The organism is Kitasatospora sp. NBC_00240, assembly GCF_026342405.1.
Classification (GTDB): domain Bacteria; phylum Actinomycetota; class Actinomycetes; order Streptomycetales; family Streptomycetaceae; genus Kitasatospora.
On record NZ_JAPEMU010000001.1, the window covers coordinates 3163922 to 3186900 of the forward strand.

Below are 22979 nucleotides of genomic sequence, written 5' to 3' on the forward strand. Positions count from 1 at the left end.
TCAGCCCACGCCAAGCCCGCGCCAAGCCCACGATCAGCCCGCGATCAGCCCGCGATCAGCTTCGGCAGCTCGGTGATCGAGGCCAGGACGTGGGTCGCGCCGTCCGCGCGCAGCCGCTCCTCGCCGTGGGCGCCGGTGAGGACGCCCGCGACGATCGGGGCGCCGGAGCGGGTGCCGGTGAGCATGTCGTAGCCGGTGTCGCCGGCGACGGCGATCTGCCGGACGGAGTCGGTGCCGGTGCGGAGCAGCGCGGTGAGCACCATGTCCGGGTAGGGGCGGCCGCGGCCGGCCTCGGACGGGCAGAGGGTGAGGTCGGCGATGCCCTGCCAGCCGAGGGCGTTGAGGATGCTGTCCTGGGTGGAGCGGGAGAAGCCGGTGGTGAGGACCACCTTGCGGCCCTGGCCGCGGAGTTCGGCGATGGCCTCGGCGGCGCCGGGGATGGCGGCGCAGTGCCCGGCGCCGACCAGGTCGTGGTAGGCCTCCTCGAAGGCGAGGTTGGCGCGCTGGGCCTTCTCCTCCTCGCCGAAGAGGTGCCGGAAGACCGAGATCTTGGACTCGCCCATGGTGGCGTGGACGTGCTCCAGCATGCGCCGGTGCTCGGGGCTGTCGGCCTCGACCCCGAGGGCCGCGGCGGCGGAACGGAAGGCCAGCTCGACCAGACCGTCGTCGGCGACGGTGGTGCCGGCCATGTCGAGGACGACCAGACGGATGTCGGTGCTCATGCTCAAGTGTCCTTAAAGATAGGCGCGTTCGATTGCGAGGGGGAACAGGTTCGGCGGGGCTGGGGGCAGCCTCTGCGAGGGGCCGCGGGCTCAGAGGCCGGCGAGGTCCGCGGTGGCTTCGGCGATGGCCGGCGAGCAGGTCATGCCGCGCCCGCCGGGGCCGGTGACCAGCCAGACGCCGTCCCGCAGCTGCTCGCGGTGGACGACCCGGGAGCTGTCGGTGCACTGGGCGTAGACCCCGGCCCAGCGACGCCGGATCCGGGGCAGCCGCCGGCCGAGCAGTTCCTCGGCGACGGAGACCAGGTGCTCGTACGGCGCCTCGTCGACGTCGAAGGCGAAGGGGTGCTCGTACTCGTGGGTGTCGCCGATGGTGAGGCCGCCGTCCTTGCGCTGGACCATCAGCAGCTGCATCTTGTGCTCGGCCGCGACCGGCGGCTGCGGCTGGACGGCCTTCAGCTGCTCCAGCGCGCCGCCGGCGAAGGCGGGGTAGTAACGGAAGCTGTCGCCGTCGGCGACCGAGGTGGTGAGCGGCTCGTCCAGCGGGTCGGTCTGCATCATCTGCAGGCGGACGCGGCGGACCGGCAGGTCGGGGGCCAGTTCGCGGACCAGGCCGCCGGTCCACGCGCCGGTGCAGAGGATCACCAGGTCGCCGGTGTGCACGTCGCCGTGGTCGTCGCGGACGGCGTTCTCGCCGATCACCTCGCGCACCTCCCGCCCGGGCAGGAAGGTGTAGCGGCCGGTGGCCGACATGGCGGCGCGCAGCGCGGGCTGGGCGATCCGCGGCTCGACGGCGGCGTCCTGGCCGCACCACAGGGCGCCGAGCAGCTTGCCGCGCAGGGCCGGGTTGGCGGCCCGGGTCTCCGCGGGGTCGAGCAGGCGGTAGCCGCGGGCGGCGGCGTCCGGCAGGGTGGTGGCGTGCTCGGCGACGGCCAGTTCGGCCTCGGTCGTGATCGCGGTGAGCGAGCCGTTGGCGCGGAACCCGAGGGCGGGCACCCGCTCGCCGATCCGCTCCCACAGCTCGCGGGCGCGCAGCGCGGTGGCGAGTTCCTCGCCGGCGGCGCGTCCGCTGACCCAGACCAGCCCGAAGTTGCGGACGGACGCGCCGCGGGCCTCGGCCTCGCGCTCCAGGTGAACGACCTCGTGGCCGCGCTCGACGGCCTGCCAGGCGTGCATGCTGCCCAGGACGCCTGCTCCTACAACGATGATTCTCATGCGGCCAGGCTGTCGCCTGGAGGTGGCCGCGAGGGGTCCGAATCGCGGCGCGCAGGTGAATGGCCCAGAAAGTTGTACAGACAACACGCTCTTGATCGTCCGGCTCACCGGAGCCCCGGCCGGGCCGGCGGACCCACCTCCACACCCTCGGACCCACCGCCGCACGCGTACTCGCACCCGTACGCGGACCCACCGGGGCACCGCCCCTCGGGCCCACCACCGCCCCGCCGCGGGCTCGGCGCAGGAGCGCCCCCGGGCTCAGCGCAGGACCGTCGCCCGCAGGTAGTTGCGCCGCCCGAACTGCGGCTCGTCCACCGCCGTCAGCTCCTCCACCTGGAGCCGGTAGAGCGCGGCGGCCCCGGCGCCGGTGAGGAACTGCTCGCGGACGTCCGGGTCCTGCGCGAACGAGGGGTAGCGGCCCTGGTACGCGGCGAGGGCCGCCTCCGCCTGCCGCCCCCACGCCTCGCAGGCGCTGCCGGTCAGCTGGACGCCGCGCAGTTGCTCGCCGAAGACCGGCGGCGGCAGGAAGACGGTGGCGGCGGCTCTGGCCTCCTCGGCGAGGTGGAGGCTGTGCCGGGTGGAGCGCTCGCTGACGAAGTAGAGGACGAGGTCCTCGTCGTAGGCGAAGAAGGCCAGGTTGGCGTGCGGCCCGCGCTCGGGGCCGGCGGTGGCCAGGGTGAGCACCATGCTCTCGGCCAGGATGCCTTCGACGCCCTTGCGGAAATCCTCGGCGGGCCACTCGCCCTGCGTGATGTCGAGCCGGTACGGCATGGCGCATCCCTCCGCTGGAACGACAGAGCCGGGCGTGGACCCCGGTGTTCGGGGGCCCTCGCCCGGCTCACATGCTCTCCCCGCCGGCCCGGCCGCACAAGAGTGGCGGACGACCGCCGGGATCAGTCCGCCGGCATCCGCGCCGGGGTCTCGCGGGGCACGCCGGGGTCGGTCGGGCCGGCGCCCAGCAGGGCGCCGAACGGCCCCGCGCGCCCCCGGTCCACCAGCGGGGCGGCGCGGCCGGCCGCCAGGGCGAGCGGCAGGCCCACGGCGGTGCCGACCAGCGCGCCGACGAGGACGTCGTGCGGGTAGTGCACGCCGACCCAGACCCGGGAGAGGCCCATCAGGGCGGCCGCGACCCAGCCGGTCCAGGCGAGGGCGGTCAGGCCGAGACCGCGGAAGGCGAACCAGAGCGCGGCGGCGGCCGCGAAGGCGATCACCGTGTGGTTGCTGGGGAAGGACCAGTCACCGGCGCCCGGGCAGGTCTCCAGGGAGATGGTGCCGGCGATCTGCGCGCAGGGGCGGACCTCCTCCACCAGGCTCTTGAACACCGAGTTGACGAGGTACGCGACGATCACGACGAACGGCGAGGCCAGCACCCGGGCCAGCACCACGGAGTCGGCCCCCCGGGCTCGCCACCAGGCGTACAGCATGAGCAGCGCGAACAGGCCGAGCCCGACCGCCGACCAGGCCTTGACCAGCTCGTCCAGCCAGTGCGGGGCGCGGTCGGCCCAGCCGACGACCCGGACGTAGAGGCCGCCGTCGATGCCGCTGCCGTCGTAGGCGAGCAGCGCGCGCGGCCCGGCCGGAAGCCCCTGGGGCACGGTGACGGTCACGTGTCGCCCCCGCCACGGCGCCCCTTACGGGCGCGGAACAGTTCAAGAACAAGAGGAATCACGGAGACAACTACTACCAGACCGATGATGGGTAGCAGATAACGGTCGATATCCGGCACGGACGAACCGAGGGCGTATCCGGCCATCGTCACCCCGACGGCCCACAGGGTGCCGCCCACGATCTGCCAGAGGGTGAAGGTGCGCAGCGGCACGTCGAGGACGCCGCAGAGCGGGTTGAGCACGGTGCGCACCACCGGGATGAAGCGGGCCAGCACGATCGCCTTGCCGTAGCCGTACCGGGCGAGCAGTTCCTCGGCCCGCAGTACGCCGTGGTGCAGGCTCTTATTGCTCGACCGGCGCAGCAGGGCGTGCCCGCCGCGGCGGCCGATCAGGTAGCCGACCTGGGCCCCCAGCAGTGCGCCGAGCACGGCGGCCGGGAGCACCTGGTGGAGGTGGAGCCGGGGGCCGTCGGTGGCGCCGGGGACGCAGAGCAGGCCGGCGGTGAAGAGCAGCGAGTCGCCGGGGAGGAAGAAGCCGATCAGCAGGCCGGTCTCGGCGAACAGGATGACGGCGATGCCCAGGGCGCCGAAGGCGGCCAGCAGGGAGGAGGCGTCCAGCAGGTTCACCGCCAGTGCTTCGTGACCGGCCTGCCCTGGACCGGCCTGCCCCGGACCGGGGAGGGCCGGACCGGGGAGGGCCGGGCCCGCGAGGCTCCGGACGTGTGCCTGCAGGACGTGCGCCTGCAGGACGTGCGCCTGCGCGGCGGACCACGTGGACACGGACGACTCGAACACGGCGGGCGGACCTCCCGGACGTTGGGGGCGACCCCGCGGGGCGCACTACTGTCGTCTACAGTCATGTAGACGGTCTACGTGACTGTAGACGACCGCTGGAGGAAAACCCCGACATGAGTGAAGCGCCGTCGGCCCGTCGCTCCGCCGGGGAGCTGGAGGCCCGGGTGCTGGCCGTCCTCTGGGCCGCGGAGCACCCGCTGACCCCGCAGGACGTCCGGGCCGCCCTGGGCGCCGGGCTCGCCCGGACCACGGTCGCCACCATCCTCGCCCGGCTGCACGACAAGGGGACGGTGGAGCGGATCAGGGCCGGCCGGGCGTACGGCTACGTTCCGACCGTCCGGGACCCGGCCGGGCTGGCCGCCCGCCGGATGCGCACCGAGCTGGAGCGCGGGGCCGACCGCTCCACCGTACTGGCGCGCTTCGTCTCCGACCTCTCGGACGAGGACGAGCGGGTGCTGCGCGACCTCCTCGGGGAGCGCGCCGGCGGCCCGCGCGGCCGCCAGGGCTCCCCCGTCCCGATCGAAGCCCCGGACGCCACCACCGACCCGCACCGCACGGCCGACGCCGCCCGGAGCGCCGGCCCGCCCGGGCGCTGACGGCCACTCACCGCCCCGATCGCCGCCCCGACGGCGCCCCGACGCCTGCTGGACAGGGTCGCAGCCGCCGCCCAGAATGACCGCAAGGGGCGAAGGTCTGCGCGAACGTGCAGCTCATACCGGTCGGTAGGTCACATTTGCGCACGGGACCCCCGCCGACCGTGCTCCCGCCGTACGCTTTCGGCAACGCGTCAACGACGAGGTAGCGACGGTTCGCGGCTAGGGGGAGCGGAGTGCGGCAGACCCGGCGGCACACTCGACGACCGGCCGGCGCGGCCGCTGCGCCCGCACCCGGGGGGCCCGACCTCTCCGCCGTCCACGACGCCGCGACCGGCGGCGAACTCCCCGCCGACAGCGGCCCCGAGGCCGGCCCGAGGCCCGAGATCGGCGACTCCTGGGCCCGGCTGCGCCGGCTCGGCCTCGACCCCGACCGGGGCGCCGCCACCGTTCACCTCGGCCCGGCCGAGGTGGAGCACCGCCGTCGCGCCAGCGGGCTGGACGAGGTGATCGGCATCCTGCGCGACTCCCTGCTCGACGCCACCGGGGACTGCCCGCTGATCCTCGCCGTCGCCGACGCCGAGGGGCACGTCCTGTGGCACGAGGGCGAGCGGCAGCTGCGCCGGAGCGCCGACCGGATCGGCTTCCTGATCGGCGCCCGCTGGGTGGAGGAGAACGTCGGCACCAACGGCATCGGCACCGCGCTGCGCGCCGGCCGGCCGATGCAGGTGCACTCCGCCGAGCACTACCTGCGCAGCCACCACGCCTGGACCTGCTTCGCCGCCCCGGTGCACGAGCCCCGGACGGGCCGGCTGGCCGGCGTGATCAACATCAGCGCCCCGGCCCAGCACGCCCGACCGTACCTGCTCCAGCTGACCATGACCGCCGCCCGGCTGGCGGAGGCCGAGCTGCGGGCCCGCCGGCTGGAGGCACTGCACCAGTTGCGGACGGTGGCCACCCCGCTGCTCGCCAAGGTGAGCGGACCGGCCCTGGTGGTGGACGACGACGGCTGGACGGCGGCCGCCGCCGGCCTGCCGCCGACCGACCGGCTGCGGCTGCCCGCCGAGGGGTGGGGTTCGGCCTCCGTCCACTGGCTGCCCTCGCTCGGGGAGTGCGCCGTCGAGCCGCTCGCCGACGGCTGGCTGGTCCGGCCCCTCCACTCGCCGGGCCGGGCCGCCGCCGGCGACCGGTCCGGGGTCTCCGAGCAGACCGAGGGCGCACGACTGCGACTGGACCTGCGCCGCCCGGACCGCCCCGAGCTGTCGGTGGAGGGTGCGGCCGGCACCTGGTCGCACGGCCTCAGCCCGCGCCACGCGGAGTTGCTGCTGCTGCTCGCCACCCACCGGGACGGCCGCAGCGCGGCCCAGCTGGCCGAGGCGCTGTTCGGCGATCCGGCCCGTACCGTGACCGTCCGGGCCGAGCTGTCCCGGCTGCGGCGCTACCTGGGCGGGCTACTGGTCCACCGGCCGTACCGTTTCGCCCCGACGGTGACGGTCGGCGTGATCGGCCCGGACGATCCGTACGACCTGCTGCCCGGCTCCTCGGCGCCGGCCGTCCGCCGGCTGCGCTCCCGGCTGGCCGCCGGGACGGTACGGCTGCCGGCCCCGCCGGACGCCGCGCACCCGCCGGCCCTCGCCAGAACGTCGGAGGTGGCGGTTCACCCGGACGGCGGGCACCCGCCCGTTCTCACGCGCCCCCGGGTCTGCTGAACCCGCCGGTCCGCGCGGAGAAATAACCCGGCCTGGTCGCCCGAACCGTCGACTCCAAGCCCGGCGCGCGCCCGGACGCCGGGGCGTGCAACGGCGCCGTGCGCCGGCCACGGGTCAGCCGACCGCAGCTCAGCCGGTCGCAGCTCAGCCGGTCGCAGCTCAGCCGGTCGGCCGGTCAGTCGGTGGGGAAGCCCCCGGCGAGCAGCGCGGCCAGCTGGGCGTCCGTCGGGCCGCAGGAGGCCTCGGCCGCCTCCGACACCTGCGCGTACGTCCGGTCGAGCCAGTCCTGGACCTTGGGCTTGGCGACCTCCAGCAGCGCACTGCCGTGCGGCGACTCCAGCGCCACGTGCAGCGTCGCCCCGTGGCAGGGGCAGTACGCGGGCCAGAGCTTGACGTCGCCCTGCCCGCTCAGGGTGGTGAGGCCGTCCCGCAGCAGTTCGCGCGAGAACACCCAGTCCGCCTCGTCCGGCCGGCCGAGGTGGAAGGTCAGCAGTACCTCGTACGGACGCTGCGGGTCGAACCGGAACCGGGTGCTGACTTCTCCGACTGCTTCGTCGCCGAGCGCGATGCGCATGGTCAGCACCTCCTCCACCGCCGCCGGAGCGGCGGTGGAGCCTTCCTCATCGCCGCCCGTGGGGGTAGCGGCGAGAGAGGCATCGGAGGGTGCGGGCAGAGGGTCGCGCGGCATGACTATCTCTCCGGTACGGCTTGGAATTTCACCAGCGTGCGCCATCCGGCGGGGTACGGCAAGGGTTGCAAGGAGGTTGCAATAATCGTGTCAGGCCCCGGGCGGATTGTCCGACGGTCCGTCAACTGTTCTGCGTACGAGGACGGTCCGTCGGACGGCCGGGTTCGCGCGCGGTCCGGCGACGATCCCCTCCGCCGCTGGTACTCTCGTGCCTCCGGCCCGCGCGGGCACGGTCGCGAGCCCGTTGCTTCCTCACGGGTCCGACCCCGGAACCCGTCGCGGAAAGCGGCGGACGGCACACGGAGGGAAGGGAGTCCGGTGGCTCTCCGTAAGGACCCCGAGGCGGCACCTCGCCCGGACGAGCGGCCTGCGCCGCAGGGCCGGCACAGCCGCCCGAAGCCCTTCGGCGGCCGCCTGCGCCTGCCCACCCTCCGTTTCTCCGGCGCCGCGATGGCGATGTCCACCGTGGTCGGGCTCAGCATCGCGACCACCTGGCTGCTGAACGAGCAGCAGGCGGTGGGGCGCCGGGCCGGCTTCGCCACGGTCGGTGCCACCCCGCCGCCGGCTCCGGGCACCGACGGTGACTCCCGGACCGGCAGTGACGCCGGTCGTTCCCCGGCCTCCGGCGCCGAGCCCTCCGTCCGGGCGATCGGCCCGGGCATCGGCACGCCCGGCTCGCGCAACGCGGAACGGACCACCCCGCCGCCCCTCGGCAGCCCGGCGCCCACGCCGGCGCCCGCCCCCACGGCCGCGCCCTCCGCCACGGCGCCCGCCCCCTCCGCGCCGGCTCCCGTGCCGGCGCCGACCGGCAGCCCCGCCCCCGACGGGCTCCGGCCCGAAGGCCCGACGGCCGCGGAGTGCCTGCTGCAGGCCACTGCGAGCCCCGTACCGGTCGGCCCCCAGTTCGGACCGACCGGCAGCGGATCGCGCCCGTTCGGACCGTCCCTGACCCCGTCGCCGCTCGCCGCACCACCGGCCATGACGCAGTCCGCCGCGCGGCCCGCCCCGCCGCAGCCGCTCACACCCCCGCCCGGGGCCCCCGTGCCCGGGATCGGCGCCCCGTCGACCGGGCCGTCCGCCGCCCGGCCGTCCGCGGCGATGCCCTTCCCCGTGCCGGTGCCCGCCCGCCCGGACGCTCCGGGTGCGCCCACCGGCCGGCCCGGGCCCACCGGTCCGGGTACCCCTTCGACGACCACGCCGGCCCAGGGCGCAGCCCGCCCGCACGCGGCCGGAAAGAACCCGGTCGGCCAGCACCCGGCGACCCAGAACCCGGCCGGCCGGTACCCGGTCGGTCCGCACGCGGCCGACCGTTACCCCGCCGGGCAGTTCCCTGCCGACCAGCACCCCGCGAGCCAGGAGGCCGCTCCCGACCTCGCGCTCACCGGCGCGGCCAGCGTCCGTTCGCTCGGCCAGGACGGCACCCGCCACCTGCTCGGGCTGACCGTGAGCGAGCCGCTGACGGCGCTCCAGGCCGAGTTCCGGCTCGGTCCGGCCGAGGTCGTGCACGGCACCACGGCGTGGACCAACCTGGCCGGTGCGGTGATGACCACCTCCCAGGAGCACGGCGCCCGGGTCTACCGGTTCGCCTCCCCCGTGGGGGCGGACGTCCCGCCCGGCGAGTACACCTTCGGGGTGCGGGGCGTGCTGCCCGCCGCCGGACCGGGCAAGGCCCCCGCGGAGACCTGGACGGCCTCCGCCTTCGGCATCCTGGACCCGCGCGCGGTGGCCGCCATCGGCGCCTTCGAGGCCCTGCCGGCCGCCGGGCCGCTCGCGCCCGGCACGCCCGCGGTGCCCGCCGCCCACCCGGCACTCACCCCCGGGCGCTGACCCCGCCTCAACCACCGTGCCGCGCGGGCCGGCAGGCCGGCCGCGGGCACCTCCGCGGGGCGGCCCGCCAGCCTTTCCCGTACGTCTTCGGGTACCCGGTCGCGGGCGCGGTCACCGGGCCCGGCGGCGGCGTGTCGTCCGGTCCGACGATCCGACAGAACCCGGCCCGTCGGCCGGTCACTTTGCCACACGCGTTCGTTACTGTGGATCCCGTCGGCGCGTCGGCCGCGCCGGCCTCCCAAACGCATCCCAGGAGGATCCCGTGACCACGGTCCTGACCCAAGGCGGCAACGCCCCGCTGACCGCCGCGCGGGTGACCGTCGAGGTGACCGCGCCCAAGGCGCTGGACGTCTCGGGTCTGCTGCTGACCGACGCCGGGAAGGTCCGCTCGGACGCGGACTTCGTCTTCTTCAACGCCCCGAACGGCCCGGGGGTGTCGCACAGACCCGCGAGCGGCGGCGTGGCGGACGCCATCACCATCGACACCCGAGCGGTCCCGGCCGGCATCACCAAGATCGTGGTGACGGCCAGCCCGGACGAGGCCGGCACGACCTTCGCCGGCATCGAGCCGACCGCGACCGTGCGGGACGCCGACACCGGCGCCGTACTGGTCACCTTCACCCCGCCGCGGCTGGACCGCGAGACCGCACTGGTCGTGGTCGAGGTCTACCAGCGCGGCGGCGCCTGGAAGGTCCGGGCCGTCGGCCAGGGCTACGCCAACGGCCTGGCGGGCATCGCCACCGACTTCGGGGTCTCGGTCGAGGACGAGCCGGCGCCGGCCGCCCAGGCCGCCCAGACCCCGCCGCCGCCCGCGCACGCGCCCGCCACGCAGGCTCCGCCGATGCCGATCACGCCCCCGGCCGCGCCCCCGGCGCCGGCCACCGCGCCGTCCTTCACCAAGGTCACCCTGGACAAGGGCCGGGTGAACCTGGTCAAGGGCGGTTCGGTCTCGCTGGAGAAGAACGGCAAGCCGTTCCTGTCCTCGGTCCGGATGGGCCTGGGCTGGGAGCCCGCCCGGGGCGGGCGCAACGTCGACCTGGACGCCTCGTGCATCGCCTTCGACGCCCAGCGGAACAAGATCGAGACCGCCTGGTTCATGAAGCTGTCGATCTTCAACGGCGCGATCGCGCACTCCGGTGACAACCTCACCGGCGAGGGCAGCGGCGACGACGAGTCGATCACCGTCCACCTGGACGGGCTGCCGCCCGAGGCGGTCGGCCTGGTCTTCGTGGTCAACTCCTTCTCCGGCCAGAAGTTCACCGACGTGAAGAACGCCTACTGCCGGCTGCTGGACGCCGGCAGCGGCCAGGTGCTGGTGCGGTTCGACCTGACCAGCTCGGAGCCGCACACCGGCGTGGTGATGTGCAAGCTGGTCCGCCAGTTCTCCGGCGAGTGGGTGATGACGGCGATCGGCGAGTACGTGGACGCCAAGACCGCCCGCGCCATGGTCAAGCCCGCCTCCGCGATGCTCTGAACCACCCGGTGCCCGGTGCCCCGCCCGAGGCGGCGGGGCACCGGGCACCGTCGCGTCCGGGCCGCCCTCTCCGGGCACTTGACCGGGCGGTTCGAGGTTGAGCCGTCCGGCCGACTAGAATCACCCCTTGAGCCTGCGGACCAGAGGCCCGGCTCAGCAGGTGCGGAGAGGCGTCCACCCGGCCTGATGCCGTCCCCGCACCCGAGGAAAAGTCACGTGAGCAACGAGCAGTCCGTCCCGGTCGTCCAGATCGTCAACGAGGCCGGGCGCCGGCGTACCTTCGCCGTCATCAGCCACCCCGACGCGGGCAAGTCCACCACCACCGAGGCGCTCGCCCTGCACGCCCGGGCGATCACCTCGGCCGGCGCGGTGCACGGCCAGGGCGCCCGCAAGGGCGTGACCAGCGACTGGATGGAGCTGGAGCGCGAGCGCGGCATCTCGGTCACCTCGGCCGCCCTGCAGTTCGGCTACCGCGGGCACGTGATGAACCTGGTCGACACCCCCGGCCACGCCGACTTCTCCGAGGACACCTACCGGGTGCTGGCGGCCGTCGACTGCGCGATCATGCTGGTCGACGCGGCCAAGGGCCTGGAGGAGCAGACCCGCAAGCTGTTCGCGGTCTGCCGCCACCGCGGCGTCCCGGTGATCACCTTCATCAACAAGTGGGACCGCCGCGGCCGCGAGGCGCTCACCCTGCTGGAGGACATCGAGACCCACCTGGGCATCACCCCGGTGCCGGTGGTCTGGCCGGTCGGCGGCGCGGGTGACCTGCGCGGACTCGTCCGGGCCTCGGACACCGAGCAGATGCTGCGCTACACCAAGGTGCCCGGCGGAACGCACGCCGCCCTGGAGGAGGTGCTCACCGCCGAGGAGGCGACCGAGCGCGAGGGCGAGGTCTGGGAGACCGCGCTGGAGGAGCTGGAGCTGGTGCTCTCCTCCGGCCCCGAGTACGACCAGGAGGCCTTCGAGGCCGGCAAGATCAGCCCGGTCTTCTTCGGCTCCGCCCTGAGCAACATCGGCGTGAAGCTCCTGCTGGACGCGGTCGTCGACCTCGCCCCCTCCCCCGCCTCGCGTCCGCTGGCCAAGGGCGGCAGCCGCGAGGTCACCGAGGACTTCTCGGGTCTGGTCTTCAAGATCCAGGCGAACATGGACCCGGCGCACCGCGACCGGATGGCCTTCGTCCGGGTCTGCTCCGGCGTCTTCGAGCGCGGCATGAACGTCACCCGGGCGGCCAGCGGCCGGTCCTTCGCCACCAAGTACGCGCAGACCGTCTTCGGCGCCGAGCGGACCGTGGTCGACACCGCCTACCCCGGTGACGTGGTGGGTCTGATCAACGCCAGCGCGCTGCGGGTGGGCGACACCCTGTACAGCGGCAAGAAGGCCGAGTTCCCGCCGCTGCCGGCCTTCGCCCCGGAGTACTTCGCGGTGGCCCGGCCGAAGGACATCAGCCGCTCCAAGCAGTTCCGCAAGGGTGTCTCCCAGCTGGACGAGGAGGGCGTGGTCCAGGTGCTGGTCTCGGACCGCCGCGGCGACCAGGCCCCGGTGATGGCAGCCGTCGGCCCGATGCAGTTCGACGTGGTGCTGCACCGGATGGAGCACGAGTTCTCCTCCCCGATCACCCTCGACCGGCTCTCCTACAAGCTGGCCCGGGTCACCGACGCCGACGGCGCGGCGGAGCTGGCCAAGGCCCGGCTGACCGACGCCGAGGTGCTGATCCGCCGCTCGGACAACGCCCTGCTGGCCCTGTTCGCCGACAAGTGGCACCTGAGCGCCTTCCAGCGCGCCAAGCCGGACATCCTGCTGCAGCCGCTGATCGCCACGGCCGACTAGGTCGGTCCGGGCCCGGCGCCCGGCACGCCGCGTACGCTCCGATCGCCCCCGTCCGGTTGCGGACGGGGGCGATCGCGTGCGGGCCCGGAGCCCGCCGGGGTCGTCCCGTCGATGTCCATCGGGGTGTCGTGACGGAAATCGGCCGGCGATGGATAGCATCTCCGCATCAGTGCCGTGGCCCCGAAGCGCCCCGCGTCCGGGTCGCCGGTCGGGTTCGGCATCCGGCGAACAGCTGCTCCGCGTCGGCCGCGTCGAGCGGGACGTCGGACAGCAGGGATTCCGTCCGGACCTGACCGGTGGCGCTGTGCCGGCGCCGGCAGTGCAGCAGCCCGGCGGCGGTGAGCTGACGGCGTGCCCGGTCCGCGGTGATCCGGCCGCCGGAGAGGCCGGCCGCCAGCTCGGTGACGGTGGTCGCCCTGGCCCGTGCGGGCGGCAGCGACAGGCCGCGGACGAGCAGCCGGAACGCGGCGTCAGACAGACTGTCGTCCCACACATGCGTGTTGGCGATCTGGGTGAAGGCGCGCGAAGGCGCGACAACATGCCCGAGCATCCTCGGTGGTCCTTGTCCACTCGGCGGGTGAAGAGCTCGGCCGGGGGCGTCAACACCCGCCCGGGCCGCCCCTTTTCCGGCAGGGGCGCCCCGCTTCGGCGGCCACGCCACACCGCCGACGAACCATCAGAAGAACGTTACGCATTCATGTGACTACTTCGAGCAATGGTCGGATGGGCGGCGAAGGCCGCCCACGCATCGGTGCGCGGACGGCCTCGGGCCGACAACCAGGCGGGTCAGGTCAGCGAATTCCGGGGACGTAGGACCGCACCCAGGCCGCCCACTCGGTCTGGAACTGCTTCAGCGGCAGCCCGGTGGCGGTGGTGATCTGCTGCTCGTACGCCTTCGGATCGGCGTAGTGCGCCGCCACGAAGGCGAACGCCTTGTCCTCACCGTACTTCTGGGCCATGTACCGGATCCCGAGCGCGCCCAACGCGTAGTTGGCGGAACGGTCCTTGGCCTGGTCGGAGTAGAAGCCCAGGCTGTCCGGCAGCGCGCCGCCGAACCGGTAGCCCTGGAGCGAGGCCTGCGCGTCCGCCTTGGCGAGGTCGTCCTTGCCGCGGAACGCCATGTAGTCGGCGAAGCCCTCGACCACCCAGGTCTGGGTGGCCTGGAGGCCCTTGACGTAGACCTCCTCGGTCGCGAGCAGTTCGACGGTGGCGTGACCCATCTCGTGCCGGCCGATGTCGGTGACGCCGTCCTTCCACTGGGGGCTGGTGAAGCGGCTCAGCGAGGTGTCCATGACGATCCGGGAGCCGCCCGACTCCTTGTCCTTGGAGGTCGAGTTGGGCGCGTGCACCGGGATCGGCATGTTGACGCCGGCCTCCAGGCTGTCGTTCTCGCGGCCGTCACCGGCGTACAGCTTGTTGTAGACCTCGCGCTGCTTCTCCAGCACGATGAAGTAGCCGCGCGCGCTCTCCCGTCCGGCGGCCGGCGGCGGCCCGGACTTCTTCCAGGCGTCGAGGTCGTCCTTCGCGGCCTGCGCCAGCACGTCGACGTCCCGCTGCACCTCGGCCGCCTGCGCCTTGTCCGCCACCACCACCAGGTGGTCGCGGACCTCGACCGCCAGTTCGTCGTACAGATCCCACGGGCCCGGGTAGAAGTTGCCGTCCGAGGTCTTGCCGGTCAGGCCCTTGGTGCCGCTCACTTCGGTGATCACCGGCGCGGTGACGCCCGGCTCCACCCGCCAGTTGAAGGTCTCGCCGACCGGCTTGCTGTCCACGCCCTTGATCTGGTGCACGAAGGTGACCCACATGTCACCGTTCAGCGGCGCCGCGAACTGGGTTTCCCAGTGCGCCTGCTCCCAGGGGATCTTGACCAGGTTCCGGAAGACCTTGCGCTGTTTGGCCTTCAACTCCTCGCTCTTGAACGACTTGACGAACGCCTCCTCGTCCTTGGCCGCCAGCGCGGCCGTCATCCCGGCCGCGATCTTCGAGTACGGGTTGTTGTCGCCGCTCAGGTCCACCGGGCCCGGGCGGGTGGAGATGTGGTAGACCACGTACCCGCCCGCGAGCGCGACCAGACCGAGGAACGTCCCCAGCACGATCAGGACCGCCTTCAGCCCACGTCGGCGCGGCCGTTCGGGCGGCGGCGGCTGCTGCCCGAAGCCCGGCGGCGGCTGCTGCGGAACGCCGTACGGCTGCTGCCCGTACGCCTGGGGCGCAGCCGGTTGGCCGTACGGCTGCTGCGGCGGATAGCCGTAGGACTGCTGCGGCTGCTGGCCGTACGGCTGCGGCGGCTGACCGTACGGCGATGGCTGGGCCTGGTTGGGCTGAGGCGGATACGACATGGGGCTCCCCCGTAGAAAACGAACACGCATTCATAGCACGAGGTCAACAACGGATCACCAACGAGACACCCGACGGGCGACGAGCGGGAACGGGCCCCGCAGGAGGGGTACGGGCCGCCATGGACCACCGGTTTCGGCCATTGCGCCTCCGGATCCGGCCGGACACCCCTAGGCTGATCACGAACCGCTACCGAACGTGTCCGCAGCGACACATTGAGCGGTCGGCGGGCCGGGGTCGGGCAGGTACACGGGTGGTGGCGACGATGGCAGTGGTGGGTCAGGACGAAGCGGGACGGGCGACGGGCATCCCGCACCCGCTCCTCGGGGAGCAGCGGCCGGAGCCGCCGGACGACCCCGACGGCGTCACGGACTTCCTCCGGGCGATCGGCAAGCAGGTCAAACTGCTGCGCGAGCGCGCCGGACTGACGCAGAAGGAGCTGGGCGACCGGCTCCGCTACGGCGAGGACCAGATCTCCTCGCTGGAGCGCGGGCGGCGCACCCCGCAACCGGAGTTCCTGGACGCGGCCGACGAACTCCTCGGCGCCGGCGGCCTGCTGAAGGCCGCGAAGGAGGACCTGGCGCGGGCGAAGGCCAAGGCCCGGGTCCGGCACCCGGCGTGGTTCCGGGACTACGCCCGGCTGGAGGCGGAGGCGGTGGAGCTGCACTTCTACAGCAGCCACGACATCCCGGGGCTGCTCCAGACCGAAGCCCGCGCTCGTGCCCTCTACGCGATGCGCAAGCCACTCTTGGCCGAAGAGGTCATCGAGGAACGGGTGTTGGCGCGCCTCGCGCGTCAGGAGATCCTGACCCGATGGCCCACACCGATCGTGAGCTGCATCATCGAGGAATCGGTACTCAGGCGCCCGCTGGGCGGCTGGGCCGTGCACGACGAACAACTGAGGCAGCTTCTCCGACTGGGCGGCCTGCGCAGCATGGAACTTCAGGTCATGCCCCTGGAGCGGCACGAACACGCCGGCATGGGCGGCCCGTTCATCCTGCTTACTCCGAAGGGACGGCCGCAGGTGGCCTACGTCGAAGTGCAGGCGGTCAGTCGTCTGACGACGGACGCGGAGGAAGTCCGTATCCTGGCTGCACGTTACGGGAGCCTCAGGGCGCAGGCCATGACACCGCCGGAGTCCCTGGCCCTGATCGAGAAGATGCTGGGAGAGCGATGAGCACCGAGGAATTCGGCCGGACCGGCACCGAACTCACCTGGTTCAAGAGCAGCTACAGCGGCAACGAGGGCGGCGAGTGCGTCGAGGTCGCCATGGCCACCGCCACCGTCCACGTTCGCGACTCCAAGGACCGCGGCGGCCCCCTCCTCGGCTTCACCCCGGACGCCTGGGCCGCCTTCGTACGGTTCACCTGCGATGTCACATGAGGTGAGGGGCCACGAGCCGCCGACACAGGAGGACATCCTGCCCCATGGAGCTGGCGCCCCGCCCTGGACGGAGCCGGCCGGCGTGGCGACGGTCGCCGAGGTGACCTCCAGCAGGCCCGATCAGGACCGGATCGCCAAGCGGCACTGCTACGCCCGCGCCGGGATCCCGCTATACCTGCTGGTCGACCGCGACAAGTCGCAGGTCGGTCTGTTCGGAAAGCCGCAACGGGACGAGTACACCGAAGTGCGTCTCGCCCCGTTCGGGCAACCGCCGGCCCTGCCCGACCCGTTCGGGTTCGAGCTGGACACCAAGCCGTTCCTCCGGGCCGGCGCCGGGGAGGTCAGCCCCGGGTGGCCATCGCGCGCAGGAAGAAGGTCAGGTTGGCCGGGCGCTCGGCCAGGCGGCGCATGAAGTAGCCGTACCACTCCTGGCCGTACGGGAGGTAGACCCGCATGGTGTTGCCCTCGGCGGCCAGTCGCAGCTGCTCCTCGGGGCGGATGCCGTAGAGCATCTGGTACTCGAAGCTGTCGCGCTTGCGGCCGTTCCACTCGGCCAGCTGGCCGGCGATCTTGATCATGTTCGGGTCGTGCGAGGCCACCATGGGGTAACCCTGGCCCGCCATCAGGACCTTGAGCGCGCGGACGTACGCGAGGTCCACCTCGCGCTTGCCCTGGAAGGCGACCGACTCGGGCTCCTTGTAGGCGCCCTTGCAGAGCCGCACCCGCGAACCCGCGGCCGCGAACTCCTCGCAGTCGGCCTCGGTGCGCCGCAGGTAGGCCTGGAGGACGACGCCGAGCCACGGGTAGTCGGCGCGCAGCTCGCGGGCGATCGACAGGGTGGAGTCCGTGGTGGTGTGGTCCTCCATGTCCAGGGTGACCGTGGTGCCGGCGTCGGCGGCCGCCGCGCAGATCCGGCGGGCGTTCTCCAGCGCGATCTTCTCGCCGTCCACCGGCAGGAACTGGCCGACCGCCGAGAGCTTGACCGAGACCTCGGCGCCGGCCGCCAGGCCGGTGTCCTTGAGGGCGGTCAGCAGGTGCTCGTACGCCTCGGCGGTGCCGGCGGCCTGGGCGGCGTCCTTGGTGTCCTCGCCGAGGTGGTCCAGGGTGACCGTGCGGCCGGTGGCCACCAGGTCGTCGCAGGCGGTGACCGCGTCGTCGAGCAGCTCGCCGGCGACGAAGCGCTCGACGATCGCGTGGGTCGGGGGGAACTTCTCGACGACGGTGCGCACCTGCGGGGAGCGGGAGGCGGCGAGGAGGGCGGAACGGAGCATCGGTACTCCTGGAACTGGTTTTTCAGCGGTGGCGGAGGGGCCGGGACGGCGGCCGGGGGGGGTGGGCCGCCGCCCCGGGTGAGGGGCGGCACGGGGGAGAGGCGCCCCTCGTCTGGGGGTGTCAGCCCATGTGCGGGTAGCGGTAGTCCGTCGGCGGGACGAAGGTCTCCTTGACCGAGCGGGTCGAGGTCCACCGGGTGAGGTTCTGCTTCGCGCCGGCCTTGTCGTTGGTGCCGGAGGCCCGGCCGCCGCCGAAGGGCTGCTGGCCGACGACGGCGCCGGTCGGCTTGTCGTTGATGTAGAAGTTGCCCGCCGCGAAGCGCAGCTTGTGCATGGCGTCCTGGGCGGCCGCGCGGTCCTGGGCGATGATCGCGCCGGTCAGGCCGTACGGGGAGGCGGACTCCATCTGGGCGAGCATCTCGTCGTACTTGTCGTCCTCGTAGACGTGCACGGCGAGGATCGGGCCGAAGTACTCGTCGCGGAAGTACTCCGCCGTCGGGTCGGCGCAGACCAGCACGGTCGGGCGGACGAAGTAGCCCACCGAGTCGTCGTACGTGCCGCCGGCCAGCACCTCGACCGAGGGGTCGGCCTGGGCGCGGTCGATGGCGGCCTTGTTCTTGGCGAACGCGCGCTCGTCGATGACGGCGCTCATGAAGTTCGACAGGTCGGTGACGTCGCCCATGGTCAGGCCCTCGACCTCGGCGCGGAACTCGTCCTTCAGACCGGCCCAGAGCGAGGCCGGGACGTACGCGCGGGAGAGCGCGGAGCACTTCTGGCCCTGGAACTCGAAGGCGCCGCGGGTCATCGCGGTGCGCAGCACGTCCGGGTGGGCCGACGGGTGGGCGACCAGGAAGTCCTTGCCGCCGGTCTCGCCGACGATCCGCGGGTAGGTGCGGTAGCCGGCGATGTTGTTGCCGACCTCGCGCCACAGGTGCTGGAAGGTCGCGGTGGAGCCGGTGAAGTGGATGCCGGCCAGCGCGGGGTGCTTGAGGGCGACCTCGGAGACGGCCAGGCCGTCGCCGGTGACCATGTTGATGACGCCCTTGGGCAGGCCGGCCTCCTCCAGCAGCTGCATCAGCAGGTGCGCGGAGAACTGCTGGGTGGGGGACGGCTTCCAGAGCACCACGTTGCCCATCAGCGCCGGCGCGGTCGGCAGGTTGCCGGCGATGGCGGTGAAGTTGAACGGGGTGATCGCGTAGACGAAGCCCTCCAGCGGGCGGTGGTCGCTGCGGTTCCACACGCCGTCCGAGGAGATCGGCTGCTCGGCCAGGATCTGGCGGGCGAAGTGCACGTTGAAGCGCAGGAAGTCGACCAGCTCGCAGGGCGTGTCGATCTCGGCCTGCTGGGCGGTCTTCGACTGGCCGAGCATGGTGGCGGCGGCCAGCGTCTCGCGCCAGGGGCCGGCCAGCAGGTCGGCGGCCTTGAGGAAGATCGCGGCGCGGGAGTCGAAGGAGAGCGCCTGCCACGCCGGAGCGGCGGCGAGTGCGGTGTCGACGGCGTCCTGCGCGTCCTCGCGGGTGGCGCTGCGCAGGGTGCCGAGCCGTGCCGCGTGGTTGTGCGGCTGGACGACGTGGATCTCGGCGCCGCCACCCATCCGGCGCTCACCGTTGATCGTCATGGTCAGCTGGACCGGCTCCTGGCCGCCCAGCTCCTTCAGCTTGGCCTCCAGGCGGGCCCGTTCCGGGCTGCCGGGGGCGTAGCTGCGGACCGGCTCGTTCACCGGCGCGGGGACCTGGGTCACAGCATCCATGGCGCGCGCTCTCCTTCGGGTCATGGGGGACGCCGGTGCGGGTCGCGCACCGGCCTAGACCGAAAGGTATGCCGCCGGGCGGCCCCACTTGATTGGCCTGGCGGCCCAAGTCATCCGTACGGCGTTGTCCGATCGGACGAAGTGGGCCGGGCGGCGGTCAGCCCGTCGCGCGCTCGTCCCAGTCGATGGCGTAGCGGTGCACCGGGCCGAACATCTTCTCCGGCGTCAGGAAGGTGCGCAGCGCGACCGGTGCCAGCATCCGGGTGAGGGTCCTGGCGAGCGGCCCGGCCGACTTCTCGCTGTTGCTGCGCTCCGCCCGCGCGATGATCTTCTCCACCCGGGGCCGGCGCAGCGCCTCGTAGGCGGCGAAGGCGGCCTGCGGCTCCGGGATGTCCCGCAGGCATCGGGCGAGCTGCACGGCGCTCTCCACCGCGAGCGAGGCGCCCTGGCCCGAGCTGGGGGACGGCGCGTGCACCGAGTCGCCGACCAGCACCAGCCGGCCGCGGTACCAGCGCGGCACCTTCGGCTGGATGTGCATGGAGCCGACGCTGACCAGGCTGTCCGGGCGGACGGCGCGGAGCACGTCCTCGGCGGGAGTGTCCCCGGCGTGCTGCGCGAGCAGCCGCTCGACCCACTCGGCCACCGGCACCGCGCGGGCCTCGGCCGGCGTCATCAGCTCCTTGTACGGGAGGTTGCTGAACCAGGCGGTGCCGCCCTCGGGCAGCGCCCACCAGCCGAAGAAGGCCCGCCGCCCGTTGGCGAAGTGCATGGCCCGCGGGCCGTCCGGGCCGGCCCCGGTGGCCGGCACGTGGTCGCTGAAGCCGCCGAAGCCCAGCAGCCCGACGTTGCGCGGCCCGGGCGCGGTCGGGTCGACGAGGGTGCGCACCACGGAGCGGACGCCGTCCGCGCCGACCAGCAGGTCGCCGGTGGCGGTGGAGCCGTCGGCGAAGTGCGCGGTGACGCCGTCGGGGGTCTCGTCCGCGCCGACCAGCCGCCGGCCGAAGCTGACGGGGATGCCCTCCTGGCGCAGCCGCTCGTGCAGCAGGGCGTACAGCTCCGAGCGCCACAGCACCCGGCTGGGCGGCAGGCCCGGCACCCCGTCGAACCGGGCCATCGGCCGTCCGTTCGGGTCGTCGATCAGCATCCGGGTGATCGGCTGCCCGATCTCCTCCACCTCCGCGCCCAGGCCGACCAGGCGCAGCGCGGCCAGGCCGTTCGGGGCGAGGGTGAAGGCACCGCCGACGCCGTCGGCGGTGGTGTCGTACGCCTCGTGGACGCTCGCCTCGATGCCCGCCCGGCGCAGGGCCAGGGCGGTCACCGGCCCGGCGATGCCGCCGCCGACGACGATGGCTTTCCGTACTCCGTTCATGTCCGACTCCCGAAGAATTGCTGCCAGGTCCGGAGGTACTCCGGCTCCTTGAGTGACTCGATCAGGCCTGTGACGAAGCGGTGCTCGGCCTCCAGGGCGCCGAGGCGGTAGTTCTCCTCGATCAGGAAGATCCACTGGACTCCCTGGGCGGTGGCGGCCGCGATGTCGGAGCGAATCTCCGCGAGCCGCTCGGTGAGCGCCTCCACCCGGCGGGCGAGCAGTTCAACCGCCTCGGCCGGTGGCAGGACCGCGAGCAGCGACAGCGCGACGCCGAACAGCGGGTACTCGTGCTGCGGTTCGGCGACCAGCTCGACCATCCAGTCGTGCAGCTCGGTCCGGCCCTCGTCGGTCAGCGCGTAGACGGTGCGCTCGGGCCGCTGGGTGTCCCGGACGGTCTCCCGCTCGGCGACGAACCCGGCCTTCCGCAGCTGCTCGACCACCATGTACAGCGAGCTCCGCGTGTACTTGATGTCGCGGTCCTTGCCGTGCTCCTTGAGGCGGCGCCCCATCTCGTAGGGGTGCATCGGCTCGGCCACGAGTTCGGCCAGGACGGCCAGTGCCAGCGGGTTGCCGACCTTGCGTCGCTTCGCCATCAGGCTCTCCTTAGTCAGTATCGACTATCCGAGATCGAATAGTCAGTGTCAACTATTTAGTGACACCGGGCCGGCATCCTGCCCGCACGGCTAAAGTCGTCGGTACCGCATTGTCCGATCCGACAATGCCGCATCAGAAACCGCCCGACCGGACCGGCAGGAGACCCGAGGTGACCGAGCCAGGCCCCGGCACCGGAATCACGCTGCGCCAGCTGCTGATGTCGCTGGGCGAACCACTGGTCGAACTGCAGGCCGCCCCCGCCGGGCTGGACGTCCCCGTCCGGGACGTGGCGATCCTCGACCCGGAGGACCAGGCCACCGCTGCCGCCGGCGAACTCGTGCTGGCCATCGGCGCCCGCGGCCGCGCCGCCCTGCCCGCCCTGCGCGCCGCCGGCCGCGCCCGGGCCGCCGCCGTCGCCGTCAAACTGGACGCCCCCGGCCAGGCCGACGCCCTGCGCGAAGCCGCCACCGAGGCCGGCGTCGCCCTGCTCTCCGTCCGACGGGAGACCCGCTGGGAGCACCTGGACTCACTCGCCCGGGTGATCATCTCGGGCCCGGACACCCCCGACAGCGAAGGGCCGGGCGCCGGCGACCTCTTCTCCCTCGCCCAGACCGTCGCCGTCCTGACCGGCGGGATCGTCTCCATCGAGGACACCTCCAGCCGGGTCCTCGCCTACTCCCGCTCCTCCGACTCCGACGAGGTGGACGACCTGCGGCGGCTCTCCATCCTCGGCCGCCAGGGCCCCGAGCCCTACCTCGCCAAGCTCCGCGAATGGGGCGTCTTCCAGCAGCTGCGCGCCTCCGAGGGCGTCATCCCGGTCGACCCGCACCCCGACCTCGGCATCCGCCGGCGCCTGGCCATCGGCATCCGGGCCGGCGCCCAGCCGCTGGGCACCATCTGGGTCCAGGAGGGCGCCCAGCCGCTCGCCCCGCTGGCCGAACAGGCCCTGGTCGGCGCGGCCCGGGTCGCCGCCGCCCAACTGGTCCGCCGGCGCCGGGAGGTCTCCGCCGACGTCCGGCTGACCCAGACCCTGCTGACCGGCCTGCTGGAGGGCTCCACCGGCCCGCAGTCGCTCGCCACCCACCTCGGCCTGGACCTGCGCCGCCCGGCCACCGTCCTGGCGTACGCCGCCGGCTCGCCCTCCGAGGGCGCCGACCTGGAGCTCACCCGCGCCGAGGTGACCGGCCTGATCTCGGTCCACACCGCCGCCCGGCACCGCGGCGCGCTGCTCGCACCGGTCGAGTCCCGGGTCTACGTCCTGCTCCCCGACCTGCCCGCCGGCCTGCCGATGTCGACCGTCCGCAGCTGGGCCCAGGAGGTCGTGGAGGCCGCCCGGGACCACCTCGGGGTACCGCTGCGGGCCGCGATCGGCAGCACCGTGGACGGCCTGGCCGCCGTCCCCGAGTCACGCGCGCAGGCCGACCGGATCCTGGACGCGATGCGCCGCGGCGGCGTCGACCTGGAGGTCGCGGCACTGATCGACGTCCAGGCGCAGGTCCTGGTCAGCGAGATGCTGGCGCTGCTGCAGGAACGCGCCGGCCTGCGCGACCCCCGGCTCACCGCGCTCACCGGCTACGACCGCAAGCACGGCACCCGGCTCGCCGAATCCGTCCTGGCCTGGCTGGACGCGCTGGGCGAGGTCCGGGTGGCCGCCCAGGCGCTGCACATCCACCCCAACACCCTGCGCTACCGGGTGCGCCGGGCCGAGCAGCTGACCGGCATCGACCTCGCCCAGCCGCAGCAGCGGCTGCTGGCGATGCTCCAGTTGCGGCTGCCCGCCGAGGACTGACCGCCCCCGGGCGGCCGGGCAGGCCCGGGG

General features: G+C 73.5%; 20 protein-coding genes and 1 pseudogene. 9 read left to right on the forward strand and 12 right to left on the reverse strand.

Annotated features, from left to right (window positions below; all coding sequences use genetic code 11):
* Window positions 1–44: 44 nt before the first annotated feature.
* From OG689_RS13375 to OG689_RS13395, 5 genes are all read right to left on the reverse strand, one after another.
* The gene (locus OG689_RS13375) at window positions 45–722 is read right to left on the reverse strand and encodes a phosphonatase-like hydrolase (protein ID WP_266320378.1); all 678 of its coding nucleotides are present in this window, start codon (window positions 720–722) and stop codon (window positions 45–47) included.
* 90 nt (window positions 723–812) lie between these two features.
* Entirely contained in the window at window positions 813–1934 is a 1122-nt protein-coding gene (locus OG689_RS13380; RefSeq protein WP_266320379.1) for a TIGR03364 family FAD-dependent oxidoreductase, read from the reverse strand.
* A gap of 258 nt (window positions 1935–2192) precedes the next feature.
* The gene (locus OG689_RS13385; RefSeq protein WP_266320381.1) at window positions 2193–2705 is read right to left on the reverse strand and encodes a pyridoxamine 5'-phosphate oxidase family protein; all 513 of its coding nucleotides are present in this window, start codon (window positions 2703–2705) and stop codon (window positions 2193–2195) included.
* Between the two features lie 122 nt (window positions 2706–2827).
* Window positions 2828–3541, reverse strand: coding sequence for a phosphatase PAP2 family protein (locus OG689_RS13390; RefSeq protein ID WP_266320382.1), 714 nt, complete (start codon window positions 3539–3541; stop codon window positions 2828–2830).
* Window positions 3538–4167 (reverse strand): DedA family protein, encoded by a 630-nt coding sequence (locus OG689_RS13395; RefSeq protein WP_266327081.1) that lies wholly within the window; start codon window positions 4165–4167, stop codon window positions 3538–3540. The genes OG689_RS13390 and OG689_RS13395 overlap by 4 nt, the downstream gene beginning before the upstream one ends.
* 281 nt (window positions 4168–4448) lie before the next feature.
* On the opposite strand from OG689_RS13395, the pseudogene OG689_RS13400 reads away from it, so the two are divergent.
* Both OG689_RS13400 and OG689_RS13405 read left to right on the forward strand, forming a co-directional pair.
* Window positions 4449–4814: pseudogene (locus tag OG689_RS13400) on the forward strand (BlaI/MecI/CopY family transcriptional regulator); the annotation flags it as partial.
* A 350-nt stretch (window positions 4815–5164) separates the two neighbouring features.
* Window positions 5165–6637: a helix-turn-helix domain-containing protein gene (locus tag OG689_RS13405; protein ID WP_266320384.1), complete on the forward strand. Its 1473-nt coding sequence runs from the start codon at window positions 5165–5167 to the stop codon at window positions 6635–6637.
* A 175-nt stretch (window positions 6638–6812) separates the two neighbouring features.
* On the opposite strand, the gene OG689_RS13410 is transcribed toward OG689_RS13405, so the two are convergent.
* On the reverse strand, window positions 6813–7325 hold the full coding sequence (locus tag OG689_RS13410; protein ID WP_266320385.1) for an SsgA family sporulation/cell division regulator: 513 nt from the start codon (window positions 7323–7325) through the stop codon (window positions 6813–6815).
* Between the two features lie 318 nt (window positions 7326–7643).
* Between OG689_RS13410 and OG689_RS13415 the strand changes: the two genes are divergently transcribed.
* From OG689_RS13415 to OG689_RS13425, 3 genes are all read left to right on the forward strand, one after another.
* On the forward strand, window positions 7644–9152 hold the full coding sequence (locus OG689_RS13415) for a hypothetical protein (RefSeq protein WP_266320387.1): 1509 nt from the start codon (window positions 7644–7646) through the stop codon (window positions 9150–9152).
* 274 nt (window positions 9153–9426) lie between these two features.
* Window positions 9427–10626, forward strand: a complete 1200-nt coding sequence (locus OG689_RS13420; RefSeq protein WP_266327083.1) for a TerD family protein — start codon at window positions 9427–9429, stop codon at window positions 10624–10626.
* Window positions 10627–10842: 216 nt separating this feature from the next.
* Complete coding sequence (locus tag OG689_RS13425; protein WP_266320388.1) at window positions 10843–12456, forward strand: peptide chain release factor 3; 1614 nt, start codon at window positions 10843–10845, stop codon at window positions 12454–12456.
* Window positions 12457–12622: 166 nt separating this feature from the next.
* Here the strand turns inward: OG689_RS13425 and OG689_RS13430 are convergent, their stop codons facing one another.
* Together OG689_RS13430 and OG689_RS13435 are read right to left on the reverse strand one after the other, a co-directional pair.
* Window positions 12623–13006 carry a hypothetical protein gene (locus OG689_RS13430; protein WP_266320390.1) on the reverse strand — a complete coding sequence of 128 codons (384 nt, stop codon included), beginning with the start codon at window positions 13004–13006 and terminating at the stop codon, window positions 12623–12625.
* Between the two features lie 241 nt (window positions 13007–13247).
* A complete protein-coding gene (locus OG689_RS13435; protein WP_266320391.1) occupies window positions 13248–14795 on the reverse strand; it encodes a hypothetical protein in 1548 nt (515 codons plus the stop codon).
* 251 nt (window positions 14796–15046) lie between these two features.
* Between OG689_RS13435 and OG689_RS13440 the strand changes: the two genes are divergently transcribed.
* From OG689_RS13440 to OG689_RS13450, 3 genes are read left to right on the forward strand one after another with little or no spacing between them, the layout of a single operon-like run.
* Complete coding sequence (locus OG689_RS13440) at window positions 15047–15970, forward strand: helix-turn-helix transcriptional regulator (RefSeq protein ID WP_266320393.1); 924 nt, start codon at window positions 15047–15049, stop codon at window positions 15968–15970.
* On the forward strand, window positions 15967–16176 hold the full coding sequence (locus tag OG689_RS13445; RefSeq protein WP_266320395.1) for a DUF397 domain-containing protein: 210 nt from the start codon (window positions 15967–15969) through the stop codon (window positions 16174–16176). The genes OG689_RS13440 and OG689_RS13445 overlap by 4 nt, the downstream gene beginning before the upstream one ends.
* Window positions 16166–16588 (forward strand): Uma2 family endonuclease, encoded by a 423-nt coding sequence (locus tag OG689_RS13450; protein WP_266320396.1) that lies wholly within the window; start codon window positions 16166–16168, stop codon window positions 16586–16588. The genes OG689_RS13445 and OG689_RS13450 overlap by 11 nt, the downstream gene beginning before the upstream one ends.
* Here the strand turns inward: OG689_RS13450 and OG689_RS13455 are convergent.
* The 4 genes from OG689_RS13455 to OG689_RS13470 all read right to left on the reverse strand — a co-directional run bounded on the left by OG689_RS13455 (window position 16518) and on the right by OG689_RS13470 (window position 21159).
* Complete coding sequence (locus OG689_RS13455; RefSeq protein WP_266320398.1) at window positions 16518–17447, reverse strand: proline dehydrogenase family protein; 930 nt, start codon at window positions 17445–17447, stop codon at window positions 16518–16520. The genes OG689_RS13450 and OG689_RS13455 overlap by 71 nt on opposite strands.
* Window positions 17448–17568: 121 nt before the next feature.
* A complete protein-coding gene (gene pruA, locus OG689_RS13460) occupies window positions 17569–19197 on the reverse strand; it encodes an L-glutamate gamma-semialdehyde dehydrogenase (RefSeq protein ID WP_266320400.1) in 1629 nt (542 codons plus the stop codon).
* Between the two features lie 157 nt (window positions 19198–19354).
* Window positions 19355–20566 carry an NAD(P)/FAD-dependent oxidoreductase gene (locus OG689_RS13465; protein ID WP_266320402.1) on the reverse strand — a complete coding sequence of 404 codons (1212 nt, stop codon included), beginning with the start codon at window positions 20564–20566 and terminating at the stop codon, window positions 19355–19357.
* The gene (locus tag OG689_RS13470; protein WP_266320404.1) at window positions 20563–21159 is read right to left on the reverse strand and encodes a PadR family transcriptional regulator; all 597 of its coding nucleotides are present in this window, start codon (window positions 21157–21159) and stop codon (window positions 20563–20565) included. Before OG689_RS13470 ends, OG689_RS13465 begins: the two co-directional genes overlap by 4 nt.
* 170 nt (window positions 21160–21329) lie before the next feature.
* Here OG689_RS13470 and OG689_RS13475 point away from each other — a divergent pair, with 170 nt between their 5' ends.
* On the forward strand, window positions 21330–22949 hold the full coding sequence (locus OG689_RS13475) for a PucR family transcriptional regulator (RefSeq protein ID WP_266320405.1): 1620 nt from the start codon (window positions 21330–21332) through the stop codon (window positions 22947–22949).
* Window positions 22950–22979 lie beyond the last annotated feature (30 nt).

What these genes read in the sequence shown, in the direction of transcription:
- OG689_RS13435 (WP_266320391.1), bottom strand. Translation starts at nt 14,795, where the DNA reads ATGTCGTATCCGCCTCAGCCCAACCAGGCCCAGCCATCGCCGTACGGT.
- OG689_RS13465 (WP_266320402.1), bottom strand. Translation starts at nt 20,566, where the DNA reads ATGAACGGAGTACGGAAAGCCATCGTCGTCGGCGGCGGCATCGCCGGG.
- OG689_RS13430 (WP_266320390.1), bottom strand. Translation starts at nt 13,006, where the DNA reads ATGCTCGGGCATGTTGTCGCGCCTTCGCGCGCCTTCACCCAGATCGCC.
- OG689_RS13385 (WP_266320381.1), bottom strand. Translation starts at nt 2,705, where the DNA reads ATGCCGTACCGGCTCGACATCACGCAGGGCGAGTGGCCCGCCGAGGAT.
- OG689_RS13455 (WP_266320398.1), bottom strand. Translation starts at nt 17,447, where the DNA reads ATGCTCCGTTCCGCCCTCCTCGCCGCCTCCCGCTCCCCGCAGGTGCGC.
- OG689_RS13380 (WP_266320379.1), bottom strand. Translation starts at nt 1,934, where the DNA reads ATGAGAATCATCGTTGTAGGAGCAGGCGTCCTGGGCAGCATGCACGCC.
- OG689_RS13410 (WP_266320385.1), bottom strand. Translation starts at nt 7,325, where the DNA reads ATGCCGCGCGACCCTCTGCCCGCACCCTCCGATGCCTCTCTCGCCGCT.
- OG689_RS13375 (WP_266320378.1), bottom strand. Translation starts at nt 722, where the DNA reads ATGAGCACCGACATCCGTCTGGTCGTCCTCGACATGGCCGGCACCACC.
- pruA (WP_266320400.1), bottom strand. Translation starts at nt 19,197, where the DNA reads ATGGATGCTGTGACCCAGGTCCCCGCGCCGGTGAACGAGCCGGTCCGC.
- OG689_RS13450 (WP_266320396.1), top strand. Translation starts at nt 16,166, where the DNA reads ATGTCACATGAGGTGAGGGGCCACGAGCCGCCGACACAGGAGGACATC.
- OG689_RS13470 (WP_266320404.1), bottom strand. Translation starts at nt 21,159, where the DNA reads ATGGCGAAGCGACGCAAGGTCGGCAACCCGCTGGCACTGGCCGTCCTG.
- OG689_RS13445 (WP_266320395.1), top strand. Translation starts at nt 15,967, where the DNA reads ATGAGCACCGAGGAATTCGGCCGGACCGGCACCGAACTCACCTGGTTC.